The organism is Streptococcus oralis subsp. dentisani (genome assembly GCF_003944205.1).
In the GTDB taxonomy this organism is placed as follows: domain Bacteria; phylum Bacillota; class Bacilli; order Lactobacillales; family Streptococcaceae; genus Streptococcus; species Streptococcus oralis_BH.
Window position 1 is genome coordinate 40,426 of record NZ_RJPH01000003.1, and the last position, 14,979, is coordinate 55,404.

General features: G+C 42.7%; 16 protein-coding genes and 1 riboswitch. Of the genes, 10 read left to right on the forward strand and 6 right to left on the reverse strand.

The features are described from left to right. Nucleotides 1-45 precede the first annotated feature (45 nt). A complete protein-coding gene (locus D8805_RS03280) occupies nucleotides 46-543 on the reverse strand; it encodes a helix-turn-helix domain-containing protein (RefSeq protein WP_125415548.1) in 498 nt (165 codons plus the stop codon). Nucleotides 544-701: 158 nt separating this feature from the next. On the opposite strand from D8805_RS03280, the gene ruvA reads away from it, so the two are divergent. Continuing rightward, nucleotides 702-1,295 (forward strand): Holliday junction branch migration protein RuvA, encoded by a 594-nt coding sequence (gene ruvA, locus D8805_RS03285; protein WP_000273426.1) that lies wholly within the window; start codon nucleotides 702-704, stop codon nucleotides 1,293-1,295. Between the two features lie 9 nt (nucleotides 1,296-1,304). Then, entirely contained in the window at nucleotides 1,305-1,868 is a 564-nt protein-coding gene (locus D8805_RS03290) for a DNA-3-methyladenine glycosylase I (protein ID WP_125415430.1), read from the forward strand. An 82-nt stretch (nucleotides 1,869-1,950) separates the two neighbouring features. Here the strand turns inward: D8805_RS03290 and D8805_RS03295 are convergent, their stop codons facing one another. From D8805_RS03295 to D8805_RS03320, 5 genes are all read right to left on the reverse strand, one after another. Continuing rightward, a complete protein-coding gene (locus D8805_RS03295; protein ID WP_000166112.1) occupies nucleotides 1,951-2,214 on the reverse strand; it encodes a SemiSWEET family transporter in 264 nt (87 codons plus the stop codon). Between the two features lie 105 nt (nucleotides 2,215-2,319). Then, on the reverse strand, nucleotides 2,320-3,354 hold the full coding sequence (locus D8805_RS03300) for a S66 family peptidase (protein ID WP_125415431.1): 1,035 nt from the start codon (nucleotides 3,352-3,354) through the stop codon (nucleotides 2,320-2,322). Nucleotides 3,355-3,629: 275 nt separating this feature from the next. Continuing rightward, on the reverse strand, nucleotides 3,630-3,977 hold the full coding sequence (locus D8805_RS03310; protein ID WP_000331825.1) for a TfoX/Sxy family protein: 348 nt from the start codon (nucleotides 3,975-3,977) through the stop codon (nucleotides 3,630-3,632). A gap of 15 nt (nucleotides 3,978-3,992) precedes the next feature. Then, nucleotides 3,993-4,670: a DUF1129 domain-containing protein gene (locus tag D8805_RS03315; protein WP_185774565.1), complete on the reverse strand. Its 678-nt coding sequence runs from the start codon at nucleotides 4,668-4,670 to the stop codon at nucleotides 3,993-3,995. A gap of 11 nt (nucleotides 4,671-4,681) precedes the next feature. Continuing rightward, nucleotides 4,682-5,626 carry a magnesium transporter CorA family protein gene (locus D8805_RS03320; RefSeq protein WP_084974527.1) on the reverse strand — a complete coding sequence of 315 codons (945 nt, stop codon included), beginning with the start codon at nucleotides 5,624-5,626 and terminating at the stop codon, nucleotides 4,682-4,684. 136 nt (nucleotides 5,627-5,762) lie between these two features. Here D8805_RS03320 and uvrA point away from each other — a divergent pair, with 136 nt between their 5' ends. From uvrA to D8805_RS03365, 8 genes are all read left to right on the forward strand, one after another. Next, nucleotides 5,763-8,594 carry an excinuclease ABC subunit UvrA gene (gene uvrA / locus D8805_RS03325; protein ID WP_125415433.1) on the forward strand — a complete coding sequence of 944 codons (2,832 nt, stop codon included), beginning with the start codon at nucleotides 5,763-5,765 and terminating at the stop codon, nucleotides 8,592-8,594. Further along, a complete protein-coding gene (locus D8805_RS03330) occupies nucleotides 8,587-9,648 on the forward strand; it encodes a M24 family metallopeptidase (protein ID WP_125415434.1) in 1,062 nt (353 codons plus the stop codon). Before uvrA ends, D8805_RS03330 begins: the two co-directional genes overlap by 8 nt. Before the next feature lie 55 nt (nucleotides 9,649-9,703). Then, a riboswitch (M-box (ykoK) riboswitch) is annotated at nucleotides 9,704-9,855 on the forward strand. A 195-nt stretch (nucleotides 9,856-10,050) separates the two neighbouring features. Continuing rightward, nucleotides 10,051-12,711, forward strand: coding sequence for a magnesium-translocating P-type ATPase (mgtA, locus tag D8805_RS03335; RefSeq protein WP_125415435.1), 2,661 nt, complete (start codon nucleotides 10,051-10,053; stop codon nucleotides 12,709-12,711). A gap of 134 nt (nucleotides 12,712-12,845) precedes the next feature. After that, on the forward strand, nucleotides 12,846-13,244 hold the full coding sequence (gene spx, locus D8805_RS03345; protein WP_000591165.1) for a transcriptional regulator Spx: 399 nt from the start codon (nucleotides 12,846-12,848) through the stop codon (nucleotides 13,242-13,244). Between the two features lie 63 nt (nucleotides 13,245-13,307). Continuing rightward, on the forward strand, nucleotides 13,308-13,877 hold the full coding sequence (locus D8805_RS03350; protein ID WP_000724879.1) for an SP0191 family lipoprotein: 570 nt from the start codon (nucleotides 13,308-13,310) through the stop codon (nucleotides 13,875-13,877). 87 nt (nucleotides 13,878-13,964) lie between these two features. Continuing rightward, the gene (locus D8805_RS03355) at nucleotides 13,965-14,231 is read left to right on the forward strand and encodes an IreB family regulatory phosphoprotein (RefSeq protein WP_000507060.1); all 267 of its coding nucleotides are present in this window, start codon (nucleotides 13,965-13,967) and stop codon (nucleotides 14,229-14,231) included. A 3-nt stretch (nucleotides 14,232-14,234) separates the two neighbouring features. Continuing rightward, on the forward strand, nucleotides 14,235-14,654 hold the full coding sequence (gene ruvX, locus D8805_RS03360) for a Holliday junction resolvase RuvX (RefSeq protein ID WP_002876031.1): 420 nt from the start codon (nucleotides 14,235-14,237) through the stop codon (nucleotides 14,652-14,654). A gap of 15 nt (nucleotides 14,655-14,669) precedes the next feature. Further along, nucleotides 14,670-14,975, forward strand: coding sequence for a DUF1292 domain-containing protein (locus tag D8805_RS03365; protein WP_084925467.1), 306 nt, complete (start codon nucleotides 14,670-14,672; stop codon nucleotides 14,973-14,975). Nucleotides 14,976-14,979 lie beyond the last annotated feature (4 nt).

Here is a 14,979-nt window from a genome sequence, read left to right on the forward strand (position 1 = left end):
CAAGACCAGTCCTATAAAAGTACTGAGAAATATGAATCAATTGACTCAAGGTTTCGCAGAGTCGTCTTGGTTTGAAGGATTCTCAAGACCAATCACCCTATCAAGATAACGTTGTTTGGTTTTGAGAGCCTTGTTGATAGCAATTGCAGACGCAATCAAGAGTACGAAGGTCAGCCAAATCCAGGCGGTGAATTCGGCTGGGAAACTAGAACCAGCTAAAAAGAGATAGATAGCCAGAGCTAAGACGAAAATATAAATCACTTGCCAGAGACCAAAGGATTTAACCTCTTTATAGTATTTGTCCTTGTTTTCTTCCAAGATCACTGCTGTGGAAGCTTTTTCAGAGTTTTCATCTAGTAGTAGATAGTCAGTTGTCACTTGAAAAATCTTGCTTAATTCAATGATTTTTTCGATTTCAGGAAGGACTTGTCCAGACTCCCATTTTGAGATGCTTTGCCGAGAAACATTGATTTGTTCTGCTAGCTTTTCCTGGGACCAACCTTTTTCCTTTCTGAGCTCAAATAGTTTTTCTGTGAGTTTCATCATTCTATCCTCCTCTTTCTACTTCTATCCTAACAATTTTTACTTATAATGAGAATACAATCTCCTGTACTATTTGTCAACCAGAGGTTGCACCTTTTGTTGCAGTCTGTCTTGGGGAAATATGGTATACTAGATAGGCAAAATAATGGAGAAAAATTATGTACGAATATCTAAAAGGAATCATTACCAAAATCACTGCTAAATACATTGTCCTAGAGGTAAATGGTATCGGTTATATCTTGCATGTAGCTAATCCCTATGCTTACTCAGGTCAGGTTAATCAAGAAACTCAGATTTATGTGCACCAAGTTGTCCGTGAGGATGCCCATCTGCTTTACGGCTTTCGCTCAGAAGATGAGAAGAAGCTCTTTCTTAGTCTGATCTCGGTTTCTGGGATTGGACCTGTGTCAGCTCTTGCCATTATCGCTGCCGATGACAATGCTGGCTTGGTTCAGGCGATCGAGACTAAGAACATCACCTACTTGACTAAGTTCCCTAAAATTGGCAAGAAAACAGCCCAGCAGATGGTGCTAGACTTGGAAGGCAAGGTAGTTGTGGCTAGCGATGACCTTCCTGCCAAGGTCGCAGTGCAAGCCAGTGCTGAAAACCAAGAACTAGAAGAAGCTATGGAAGCCATGTTGGCACTGGGCTACAAGGCAACCGAGCTTAAGAAAATCAAGAAATTCTTTGAAGGAACGACGGATACAGCTGAGAACTATATCAAGTCAGCCCTTAAGATGTTGGTAAAATAGGAGATTTTTATGACAAAACGCTGTGGTTGGGTTAAAATGAACAACCCATTATATGTAGCCTACCATGATGAAGAGTGGGGCCAACCCCTTCATGATGACCGTGCTCTTTTTGAGTTGCTTTGTTTGGAAACTTACCAGTCGGGTCTATCTTGGGAAACGGTACTAAACAAACGCCAAGCTTTCCGAGAAGTATTTCACAACTACCAAGCCCAACGTGTCGCAGAGATGACAGATGGGGAGTTGGAAGCCTTGTTAGATAATCCAGCCATCATCCGAAATAGAGCCAAGATTTTTGCGACGCGTGCCAACGCCCAAGCATTTTTACAAATCCAGAAAACCTTTGGCTCTTTTGACGCTTATCTCTGGTCCTTTGTTGAGGGAAAAACCATCATCAATGATGTTCCTGACTATCACCTAGCGCCTGCTAAAACAGCCTTGTCTGAAAAGTTATCTCAAGATCTCAAAAAACGTGGTTTCAAATTCACAGGTCCAGTCGCAGTTTTAGCTTTTCTACAGGCGGCAGGTCTGATAGATGATCATGAGAATGATTGTGAGTGGAAAAGCGGAAGTTAGTGAGTCCAAGCGTCTAACTATCTGAGAATATAGAAAAAGCTGAGAAATTCCTCTCAGCTTTTTGATTATATGCTAGTAATTTTTATAGTGCAGTGAGAAATGTCAGTCCACCTAAGACAACGCCAGCTGAGTTTGGAATAATTAGTATCCAATCCTTCTTAGGTTCTTTTGTCCACCCGTAAATAACCCAAATTAAACAAGATACTGCTGCGGATAAAGGCTGGAATGGTTGAGCTTTGTTGCCTTGTAAATTGGCAAAAATTTGTGGGATGTAGGCGATAAATACAATAATCCCGATAAAGGCTCCAATTGAACCGACAATTTGATTTATTTTTTGTTTAGTCATATATACCTCCTTCAAAAAGATATCATAGAAATAAGCAAAATGCAATAAATTTAGACACAAATTGTAACGAAAATCAATACCAAAGCACAAAAATAGAGAAATTGTTTATTTTTTGTTATGGTCAAAGCGAATGACTTGCTCCTGTGCATCCACATAAGCGTGAACGCCAAAGGGCACAATGGCTCTTGGAGTTTCGTGGCCGACATTCAGATTATAGACAATCGGGATATTGCTGTCAATGATGTCCAGTATTGCTTCCTTATAGTCGTCATAAAAGGTTTCATCCATAGGTTTTCCGACCAAGAGTCCACTGATGACCTCAAATACTCCAGTTTCTTTCAAAGCCTGCAACATCTTTTTGAATTCTTCTGGCTCAGGCTTTTCTTCGCTTGTTTCTAGCAAGAGAATCTTTCCTTCCCAGTCGGATAAGTCAGGGAAGAGTTTGTACTTTTGGCAGAGGTCCGTGCTGTCTGCGTATCGAGAATTGTCAAAGATATCATAGAGAGATTCAAGGCAACCACCGAGAATTTCTCCCTCAAACTGGGCATTTCCTTGCAACAAGTCAAAACCAGTATCTGCATGACTGATACGAGCTGTTCCCAGGGCCTTGGGACTAAAATCAGTCCGTTCCTCATACCAAACGTCGCTAGGGCGGATTTCTGAAATTCTTCCAGTCTCAATCAATTCTTTAAAGTAGTGAAAGCTATAGGGCAACATCTCCTTGTCTAATTCACAAATGTCGGCTAGAAAGGATTGCCCATAAAAAGTCTTGACTCCCAGTTTGTGCAACATAAGGTGATTGATGGTTGTATCCGAAAAACCAAGAAAAATCTTTGACTTGATAACCTTTTGAAGCTGGTCGTTTTCAAAAAGATAAGGTAGCAAGCGATAGGTATCATCCCCACCAATGGCGCATAGGATCATGTCGATGCTATCATCAGAAAAGGCCTGCATCAAATCCTCTGCACGTGCCTCCGGATGGTCCTTGCTAAAGTCCAAGCCCTTTAGCGAATGGGGTAAAAAGACAGGATTGAGTCCCAAATCCTTGAGACGTTGGACACCTAAGTCGACTTCGTGTTTGACAAAATTCTCTCCGATAATGCCACTAGACAAACTGACGATACCAATAGTAGAAACCATATCTCATCCTCCTAGAAATAGATTGATACTCTTCGAAAATCAAATTCAAACCACGTCAGCTTAGCCTTGCCGTACTCAAGTACAGCCTGCGGCTAGCTTCCTAGTTTGCTCTTTGATTTTCATTGAGTATGAGCCTATTCTATCACAAAAGATGAGAGAAAACTACAAGAATGAGACTCAGAAGTGCTATTGAATCTCAAGAAAGCAAGTGAAAAAAGCAACCGCTTGTGCAGTTGCTTTTCGTTTTTCCAATCTCTAATCTCACTAGATATGAGTTACTTGGTCAACTCTTGATTATAGGAGAGAGCTAAATCAATCCAGTAAGGAAGTTCTTTTTGACCTTCGATATCTAGGTCTATATAGCCATGATAAGGTCGCCCTCTCATCAATGTGGTATGAGCTCCTGTTCGGGGTAGAACTTGCTTTTCCATTTCTTTGCCAATTCTCACCATAACCAGCTCGTCCTTTCTGGAACTGACTGTAAGGACCATTTTCCCACGAATCATAAAGGCCAGGCCACCAAACAGTTTCTTTTCTTCTAACTCTTCTTCGAAAATTTGGGGAGGAAGTTTAAGTGCTAGAATTTTGCGAATCTGCTGAGCTAAAGATTGACTATATGCCATAGCTTTTCACTTTTCTTAATAACGTGATGGGCCCGCGCTTGCACTTCGGATGTTGAAACGTTTCTTGAGATAGAAGCGAAGAGCGAGGAGGGCAGCTCCCAGGATAGCCAAAGGCAATGGAGCAAGGACTGGATTGAGGTTGGCTGGTAGGAAGCTTGTTGCAAAGAAGACAACCAACCAAAGGACCATAGAGGCCAGGATAACGAGGATTGATTTCCAGAATGGAGGACGTTGGCTGCGATCTGTGTCTGGTCCATAGTACTGGTAGACAAAGTAGTACATCAAGTAGAAGGCAAGTCCTCCTACAAGTCCAACCAACAAGAGGGTAATCAACCCATAGCCAATAGCCTGATCTCTAGAGAAGAACGTAGTTAGAGCACTAACCAATGCAAAGAGACTGGTGATAAAAAGGGCTGAGTCCATAATCATGAGTTTTGGATCGTCATTTTCCTTAGGGTGCTCTTTTTCGTACTGTTCCTTGACTGTGAAACTGTGAGCCCAGTGAGTTGGAGCGCCATAGAGGGAACGAGCTGTTGTTCCTTTGACTTGCTCTTCAAGGATTTTAGGAATGACTTCCTCAAAAACAGCCTTGATTTCAGCATCTGTTTTGCCATCTTTGATAAATTGTTGGGTAGCGATGTGGATAAACTCTTGGTTTTTCTTGGTTAGTTTTTGTAAATCAATCTGAGACATAGGGATTCCTCTTAGAACCATTTTTTATGGATGAGATAGAGAGTGAGCGAGACACTCATAGCAAAGGCGATAAAGACGATTAACCAGAAGGCGTGTGGCTCGCCGTTTAGAGGGATTTCATTATCCTTAAAGTTCATCCCATAGGCAGAGAAGATCATGGTCGGGACAGACATGACAATGGTCACGAGTGCCAAGGTTTTCATGATATTGTTCTGGTTGTTGGAAATGATAGAGGCAAAGGTCTCTGTCATAGAGTGAAGGACGTTTCCATAGATATCTGCCATCTCGATGGCCTGTTGGGTTTCGATCAGGGTATCTTCGAGCAGGTCTTGGTCCTCTAGGTATTTCTTGATATTGCTAGTTGCGCTGGTCAATTTCTTAATCACGCGCTCATTTGTCTTAAGTGAGGCTTTGAAATAGACGATGGTCTTTTCCAATTCCATGAGCTCGATCAGTTCTTCGTTTCGAGTAGACTTGTGAAGTTGACTTTCGATTTGTTCACTCTTACGGTCGATCGAACGAAGGGCTGTTAGGTAAAGCTCAGCGTTACGGTAGAGAATCTGGAAGATAAAGCGCGAACGCATGAAGGTGTAAAAGTTACGCAGTCTACGGTTGATAAAGACATCGAGAACAGGGAGAGGTTCCAAGCAGGTAGTGATAATGGTTTCCTCTGTGATGATAATCCCCAGCGGAATCGTTACGTAGTAGGTGCGGTTGTTTCTTTCCTCTGTGATGGGAACGTCTACGATGATCAAAGTATACTCATCTTCGATGGTAATACGGGACATTTCTTCCGCATCAAGCGGTGCCCGGAGGTCGGTGATGTCGATATCGAAGGCGTTGGCGATTTCCAACGATTCATTTTGTGTAGGATTGACGAGGTTGATCCAAGTGCCCGGTTCAAGCGTGTCGATCTCTTTAAATTCAGTTGTTGTTGAGAGAAAAACTTGTTTCATATCCCCTATCCTTTCCTACTATTCAGTGATTCATTTTTTGCACCGTACTATTATACTATAAAAACAGCTTTTTGGGTAATAGAATTTCACATTTTTTGGTATAATGGAAAGCAATAATAGACTAGAAAGAACAAAGATGCAAGATAAAATTGTCATTCATGGGGCACGTGCCCATAATTTAAAAAATATCGATGTGGAGATTCCAAGAGACAAGCTGGTTGTTGTGACTGGTTTGTCAGGTTCTGGGAAATCCAGTCTAGCCTTTGATACCCTCTATGCGGAGGGGCAGCGTCGTTATGTAGAGAGTTTATCTGCCTATGCTCGTCAGTTCTTGGGCAACATGGAAAAACCAGATGTAGATGCCATTGACGGCCTCAGCCCAGCTATTTCCATCGACCAAAAAACGACTAGCAAAAACCCTCGCTCGACGGTGGGAACGACGACTGAGATCAATGACTATCTGCGTCTCCTCTACGCACGTGTGGGGACGCCTTACTGTATCAACGGACATGGGGCTATTAAGGCTTCTTCTGTAGAGCAAATCGTTGATAAGGTCTTAGAGTTGCCAGAACGTCAACGCTTGCAGATTTTGGCTCCTGTCATCCGCAAGAAAAAAGGTCAACACAAGAGCGTCATTGAAAAGATTCAGAAAGATGGCTATGTTCGTGTCCGAGTGGATGGAGAAGTCTATGATGTGACCGAAGTGCCTGAGCTGTCTAAGAGCAAGCAACATAATATCGATGTTGTGGTTGACCGTATCGTCATCAAGGAGGGCATCCGCAGCCGTCTCTTCGACTCCGTTGAGGCGGCCCTTCGTATCGCAGAAGGTTATGTGATTATCGATACCATGGACGACTCTGAGTTGCTCTTTTCTGAGCACTATGCCTGCCCAGTTTGTGGTTTTACCGTACCAGAGCTAGAACCTCGACTTTTTTCTTTCAATGCGCCTTTTGGTTCTTGTAGTGAATGTGACGGTTTGGGTATCAAGCTGGAGGTGGACATCGACCTAGTGGTGCCAGATGCCAGCAAAACTTTACGTGAGGGAGCGCTTGCGCCTTGGAATCCTATTTCCTCTAACTACTATCCTAACATGCTGGAACAGGCTATGACAGCCTTTGGAGTGGATATGGACAAGCCTTTTGAGAACTTGTCAGAAGAAGATAAGAACTTGATTCTCTACGGTTCAGATGGCAAGGAATTCCATTTCCACTATGAGAATGAATTTGGTGGTGTGCGCGATATCGACATTCCTTTTGAGGGAGTCATTGGCAATATCAAACGTCGTTACCATGAAACCAATAGTGACTATACTCGCACCCAGATGCGCCTCTATATGAATGAACTGACCTGCGGAACCTGTCTCGGCTATCGTCTTAACGACCAGGCCTTGTCTGTCCGTGTTGGCGGCGAGCAAGGTCCTCATATCGGAGAGATTTCAGACCTGTCTATCGCAGACCACTTGGAGTTGGTGAGCCAGTTGACTCTATCTGAAAATGAAGCCATTATTGCTCGTCCCATTCTCAAGGAAATCAAGGATCGTTTAACCTTCCTTAATAACGTGGGTCTTAACTATCTGACTCTGTCACGTTCAGCAGGTACCCTTTCAGGCGGGGAAAGTCAGCGTATTCGCTTGGCTACCCAGATTGGTTCCAACCTCTCAGGAGTCCTCTATATTTTGGACGAACCATCGATTGGTCTTCACCAGAGGGATAATGACCGTCTCATTGCCAGTCTGAAAAAGATGCGTGACTTGGGCAATACTCTTATCGTGGTGGAACACGACGAAGATACCATGCGCGAGGCGGATTATCTGATTGACGTTGGTCCCGGTGCCGGTGTCTTTGGTGGGGAAATCGTCGCCGCAGGAACACCTAAGCAAGTGGCTCGCAACAGCAAGTCCATCACAGGCCAGTACTTGTCAGGCAAACGTGCCATTCCAGTACCAGACGAGCGCCGTGTGGGAAATGGTCGTTTTATCGAGGTGACAGGAGCGCGTGAGAACAATTTGCAAAATGTCACAGCTCGCTTCCCGTTAGGGAAATTCATCGCCGTGACGGGGGTATCCGGTTCAGGGAAATCAACCTTAATCAACAGCATCCTCAAAAAAGCTATTGCTCAAAAGCTCAACCGCAATTCAGACAAGCCTGGGAAGTTTAAAACGATTACAGGGATTGAGCATGTGGATCGTCTGATTGATATTGACCAGAGCCCAATCGGACGAACGCCGAGGTCCAATCCAGCTACCTATACAGGAGTTTTTGACGATATACGTGACCTCTTTGCCCAGACAAATGAAGCTAAGATTCGAGGTTATAAAAAGGGCCGTTTCAGTTTCAACGTCAAGGGTGGTCGTTGTGAAGCCTGCTCAGGTGACGGGATTATCAAGATAGAGATGCACTTCTTGCCAGATGTATACGTGGCTTGTGAAGTCTGTCATGGAACCCGCTACAACAGTGAAACCCTAGAAGTTCACTACAAGGAAAAGAACATCTCGCAAGTCTTGGATATGACCGTCAACGATGCAGTGGAATTCTTCCAACACATTCCTAAGATTCAACGCAAACTCCAGACCATCAAGGATGTCGGGCTGGGATATGTAACGTTAGGGCAACCGGCTACGACTCTTTCAGGGGGAGAAGCTCAGCGTATGAAGTTGGCTAGTGAACTCCACAAACGCTCGACAGGCAAGTCATTCTATATTCTGGATGAGCCGACGACAGGACTTCATACGGAGGACATCGCTCGCTTGCTTAAAGTCTTGGCTCGCTTTGTAGACGATGGCAATACAGTACTCGTCATCGAGCACAATCTAGATGTGATTAAGACTGCAGACCATATCATCGACTTGGGACCGGAAGGCGGTGTCGGTGGGGGAACCATCATCGCAACAGGAACTCCAGAAGAAGTAGCGGCCAATGAAGCCAGCTACACAGGATACTATTTGAAAGGAAAGTTACATCATGAATAAACGTGTACAAGCATTTCTAGCTAAAATGCAAGAAAAAGAACTGGATGGAATTATCATTAACAACCTAAAAAACGTCTACTACCTGACTGGTTTTTGGGGTTCAAACGGAACAGTCTTTATCAGTCGTGACCGTCAGGTCTTGGTGACAGACTCTCGCTATATCATTGCAGCCAAGCAAGAAGTGACAGGTTTTGAGATTGTGGCTGACCGCGATGAATTGACTGTCATTGCAGGCATGGTTAAGGATATGGGTTTGTCTCGCATCGGTTTTGAGGATGAGATTTCGGTCTCTTATTACCACCGTATGCAGGCTACCTTTGCAGGAATTGATTTGCTTCCTCAGACTCAGTTTGTTGAAGCACTCCGTATGATTAAGGATGAGAAGGAGATTGCGACCATTCGCAAGGCTTGTTCCATCTCAGACCAAGCTTTCCGTGATGCGCTTGACTTTATCAAGCCAGGTAAGACAGAAATCGAAATTGCCAACTTCCTTGATTTCCGCATGCGGGAGCTAGGAGCAGCAGGCTTGTCTTTTGATACGATTCTAGCAAGTGGCATCAACTCTTCTAAACCACATGCCCATCCCATGCACAAGCCAGTTGAACTAGGCGAAGCTATTACCATGGACTTCGGCTGCCTGTACGAGCATTATGTGAGTGACATGACTCGTACCATCTACCTAGGCCATGTCAGTGACGAGCAGGCAGAGATTTACCATACGGTTCTGAAAGCCAATCAAGCTTTGATTGACCAAGCCAAGGCGGGGCTAGGCTTCCGTGATTTTGACAAAATCCCTCGTGATATTATCATCGAGGCAGGTTATGGCGACTACTTTACCCACGGTATCGGTCACGGTATCGGACTGGATATCCATGAGGAACCCTACTTTAGCCAAACTTCCAAAGAAGTCATTAAATCTGGTATGGTCTTGACTGATGAACCAGGTATTTATATTGAAGGTAAATACGGGGTTCGTATTGAAGATGATATCTTGATTACGGAGACAGGTTGCGAATTGTTGACTCTAGCGCCGAAGGAATTAATTGTTATTTAAGAAAATTAAGATAAATCATTGACTTTTATATTTTAAAGGTTTATACTGATAAACGAAAACGGTAGGTGAGGCTACCATAGGGATACGGATGACTACCGCAAAGCAGTGGAGACACTACTCGTTGGTCAACAGTCCTGGTCGCGAAGGCCAAGACTAAGCTCATTTCATCGCCCTATGGAGTTAAAGCTTGAACGAAAAAACAGATAATTAGTTTTTTAATCCTGCCATTTTATGGTGGGATTTTCTACTGTTTTAGAACAAGGAAAGGAGACAAACGATGCAAATTGACGATCATCCAGAACCGCACATACACAGCCAATCGCTGATTTGTGTCATTCTGCCCTTATAAAGTGATTGGTCTCTGTGTATGAAACACATCATTCATACAGATAGGAGAAACCAATGAAAACTACAAAAGAAAGATTAGCAGTAGCTATTCACACACCTTTAAACGAAACTCTATCTTTTTATAAGACAAGTCTAACAGGCTTGACTGAGGAGCAGGTGGAGAAAAATCGTGACCTATATGGCGAAAATACCATCACCAAGGGTCAAGAAGACAGTATCTTCAAAAAGATTTACGAATCGATTATCAATCCATTTACAATCATCCTGTTGGTCATCGCTATGATTTCCATGGTGACCAATGTCTGGTTGGCGAAGCCTGGACAAGAAGATCCGACGACCTCTATCATCATCGTCGTTCTCGTTCTAATCTCTGGTGGCATACGCTTTGTTCAAGAATTGCGGAGTGACAAGGCTGCGACCAATCTATCAAAAATGATTGTGAACACAGCCACAGTTATTCGCGAAGGCCAGAGTTTAGAGGTCGCAATTGAAGATTTGGTCGTTGGAGATATAGTCAAATTAAGTGCTGGGGATATGATTCCAGCAGACCTCCTTTTAATTGAATCACGTGATTTCTTTGTCCAACAGTCTGGTTTGACAGGTGAAAGTGACTCGGTTGAAAAACTAGCCTTGTCAAAAATGAGTCAATCAAACTTTGATAGTCTGCTAGAAGCAGAAGCGCTCGCTTTTATGGGAACCAATGTGATATCAGGAAGTGCCAAGGCTTTGATCTTAGCGGTCGGTGATGATACCATGATGGGAGAAATCGAGCAGACCCTCAATACCTATGACGAACCTACTTCATTTGAACGGGAGATGAACAGCATCTCTTGGCTCTTGATCCGTTTGATGTTAGTCATGGTGCCCATTGTTTTCTTGTCTAATGGTTTAACAGATGGCGACTGGCTGGAAGCAGGTGTATTTGCACTGAGTGTTGGTGTTGGATTGACACCTGAGATGCTTCCTATGATCATCACGGCCAGTTTAGCAAAAGGCTCCATTATCATGGCCAAGGAAAAAGTCGTCATCAAAAAACTCAATGCCATACAAGATCTAGGTGCTATTGATATCCTATGCACGGATAAAACGGGAACCCTTACCCAAGACGAAATTGTCCTTGAATATCCTTTGGATATACATGGAGATTTGGATTTGTCTGTGTTGAGACGTGCCTATCTCAATTCCTATTTTCAAACCGGTTTAAAAAACTTGATGGACCGTGCCATTATCAGTAGAACTGAAAAAGAAGCTAAAGAACACGCTATTCTACAAAATTTGGATACTAGCTTCCAAAAAATAGATGAATTGCCATTTGATTTTGAACGCAGACGCATGAGTGTCATCGTCAAGGATGAGAACGAAGTTGTTAGTTTGGTAACCAAGGGTGCCCTAGAGGAAATGCTTGCGATTTCAACCCATGTGGAATATCAAGGTCAGATTAGCCCTCTGACGGATGATATCCGAGTGGAAATCTTAAAAGAAGTAGATCAACTTAATCAACAGGGATTGCGAGTCTTGGGAGTCGCTTATAAAACAGGTCTAAAAGAAGGTTTTGCTTACTCCGTTGAAGATGAAAAAGAGATGATTCTAACAGGATATCTTGCCTTTCTAGATCCACCAAAACCATCAGCAGCACCTGCTATCCAAGCTTTGTTAGAACACGGTGTTCAAACAAAGATCTTGACGGGGGACAATGAGAAGGTAACCCAAGCAGTATGCGAAAAAGTTGGTTTAGACGTTGATCAAATCTTGTTGGGTTCTGATATTGATGCCATGACAGATGAGGAATTGGCCCAAGCAGTTGAGAAGGTGACTGTCTTTGCCAAACTCTCTCCGGATCAAAAAGCACGAATCATTTTACAAATCAAATCGAATGGACATTGTGTCGGCTATATGGGAGATGGAATCAATGATGCCCCTTCTATGAAAGTGGCAGATGTGGGGATTTCTGTTGATACAGCAGTAGATATTGCCAAAGAAACGGCTGATGTCATTTTGCTAGATAAGGATTTGATGGTGCTTGAAAAAGGGCTGGTTGAAGGACGGAAAGTCTATGCTAATATGACCAAATATATCAAGATGACGGTCAGCTCTAATTTCGGGAACATTTTCTCTCTGTTAGTGTCTGGTATCTTTTTACCTTTCCTTCCTATGGCTCCGATTCACTTGATTGTGTTAAATCTAGTCTATGATCTTTCTTGCATTGCCTTGCCATTTGATAATGTGGATGAAGACTTCTTGAAGAAGCCTCATAAGTGGGAGGCCAAGTCTATTACTCGCTTTATGATTTGGATGGGTCCGATTTCTTCTGCCTTTGATATTTTGACCTTTATCTTGCTCTATTTTGTCATTGTCCCAATGGCGACAGGTCATGCTTATGTTCATGGAGCAGATTCTGCAAGGGGCTTTATCATCTTGTTCCAGACTGGTTGGTTCATTGAATCCATGTGGTCCCAAACCATGGTTATCCATATGCTTCGTTCAGCAAAGCTTCCTTTCTTACAAAGTCGTCCATCATGGTTTGTTCTTGGAACAACCTTGCTAGCAGCTAGCTTTGTGACCTTCCTTCCCTACTCTTCAATTGCTAGCCTGCTTCATTTAACCCCTTTAGAACCAATTTATTTCCTCTTTTTGCTTTTGATCATCGTTTTCTATATGATCAGTGTTACAGTAGTGAAACGAATCTATATCAAAAAATTTAAAAGTTGGCTATAAATTGATTTTGTCAAGAAAAAAGTACGGAAATCGCTAAAAAAGTTAAATTTTTTTAAAAATAGGTCGCAAGTCGGATGTTTTTTATGGTATAATAGATTAAACTGATAGTAACATGTAGCGAAAGGGGTAGGCACATGATTAAGATTTATACCGTCTCCAGTTGCACAAGCTGTAAGAAAGCGAAGACTTGGCTCAACGCACACCAGTTAAGTTATAAAGAACAAAACCTTGGTAAAGAAGGGATTACGAGAGAAGAACTACTTGATATTCTGACAAAGACAGATAATGGAATTGCCAGCATTGTATCATCAAAAAACCGCTATGCGAAAGCTTTAGGAGTTGACATCGAAGATTTGAGTGTCAATGAAGTACTCAACTTAATCATGGAAACACCACGGATCTTAAAAAGTCCTATTCTAGTTGACGAGAAGCGTTTGCAGGTCGGTTACAAAGAAGATGATATCCGTGCCTTTTTACCACGCTCTGTCCGTAATGTAGAAAATGCAGAAGCACGTTTGCGTGCAGCTCTATAAACATCGAGGCTGGGGTATCTCCTAGCCTTGTTCATTTTTTATCAAAAAATTATGTGAGGAATTATGAAAAAGATAGTAATTGGCGCAGCTACTCTCCTCCTGCTACTTGCAGGATGTGGCCAAAAGAAGGAAACGACATCCAGTTCAAAACATGAATCCGAAACGCTCCAGTCTACTCTGCCCGTTTTGGAAAATGCGGAAAAGAATACGGTTGTGACCAAGACTTTGATTTTCCCTGAGTCAGGAGATGGCGTCAAGCAAACGCAAACCATCACCTATAAAGGGAAACAATTTCTAAAATTGGTTATTCGGCAGATACGGCCCTTAAGTGAGGAATTGAAATCCTTTATCGCTGACCACGGTCTTGAAGAAACTCAAAAAGCTCTTTTAGAAGCAGAAGAAAAGGATGAAATGCTTCAGGAAGCGCGCAAATTGGCAGGTTTTACACTTGAAACCAAACTGCTCAGTGAGACTGAAATCCAGACCACAACGACCTATGATTTACAAGTCTTGGATGTCAAAAAGGCGTCACAGACAGATTATTTGAAAAATCTTGGCTTAGAGACTCTTTTGAAAAATGAACCAAGCCAATATATCGCAGACAGAGTGGCAAATGGTGCGACAGAACAGTAAGAAAATCCAAATAAATGGATTGACTTAATTGTAGAACGTAAGGAAATATGCTATAATAGTACTATTCTAAGGAAAGAGGGTGTTAGAATGGGATTTACTGAAGAAACTGTACGTTTTAAATTGGATGATTCCAACAAGAAGGAAATCAGTGAAACGTTGACAGATGTCTATGCTTCTCTGAATGAAAAGGGTTATAATCCGATAAATCAAATCGTCGGTTATGTATTGAGTGGAGACCCTGCCTACGTTCCTCGTTACAACAATGCACGAAATCAAATCCGTAAGTATGAGCGTGATGAAATTGTTGAAGAACTGGTACGCTACTACCTTAAGGGACAAGGAGTCGATCTATAATCTATGAGAATTATGGGATTGGACGTTGGTTCAAAAACAGTAGGGGTGGCTATTAGCGATCCACTAGGCTTCACTGCTCAGGGACTTGAAATCATCCAGATTAATGAGGATCAGGGCCAGTTTGGTTTTGACCGTATCAAGGAATTGGTTGACAGCTACAAGGTAGAACGCTTTGTAGTAGGTTTGCCAAAAAACATGAACAATACCAGCGGTCCGCGAGTAGAAGCCAGTCAAGCCTATGGTGCCAAGCTAGAAGAACTCTTTGGTTTGCCAGTAGACTATCAGGATGAGCGCTTGACGACCGTTGCTGCGGAACGTATGTTGATTGAACAAGCAGATATCAGCCGTAACAAACGCAAGAAAGTTATTGATAAGTTGGCTGCTCAGCTGATTTTGCAAAATTATTTAGATAGAAAATTTTAAGACAGAGGAGAAACTATGTCACACGATCACAACCACGATCACGAAGAACGTGAATTGATTACACTAGTAGATGAGCAAGGAAATGAAACTTTGTTTGAAATTCTTTTGACCATCGACGGGAAAGAAGAATTTGGTAAGAACTATGTTCTTCTAGTGCCAGTTAACGCAGAAGAAGATGAAAACGGTGAAGTTGAAATCCAAGCTTACTCATTCATCGAAAATGAAGACGGAACAGAAGGCGAATTGCAACCAATCCCAGAAGAATCAGAAGACGAATGGAACATGATTGAAGAAGTCTTCAACAGCTTTATGGAGGAGTGATACA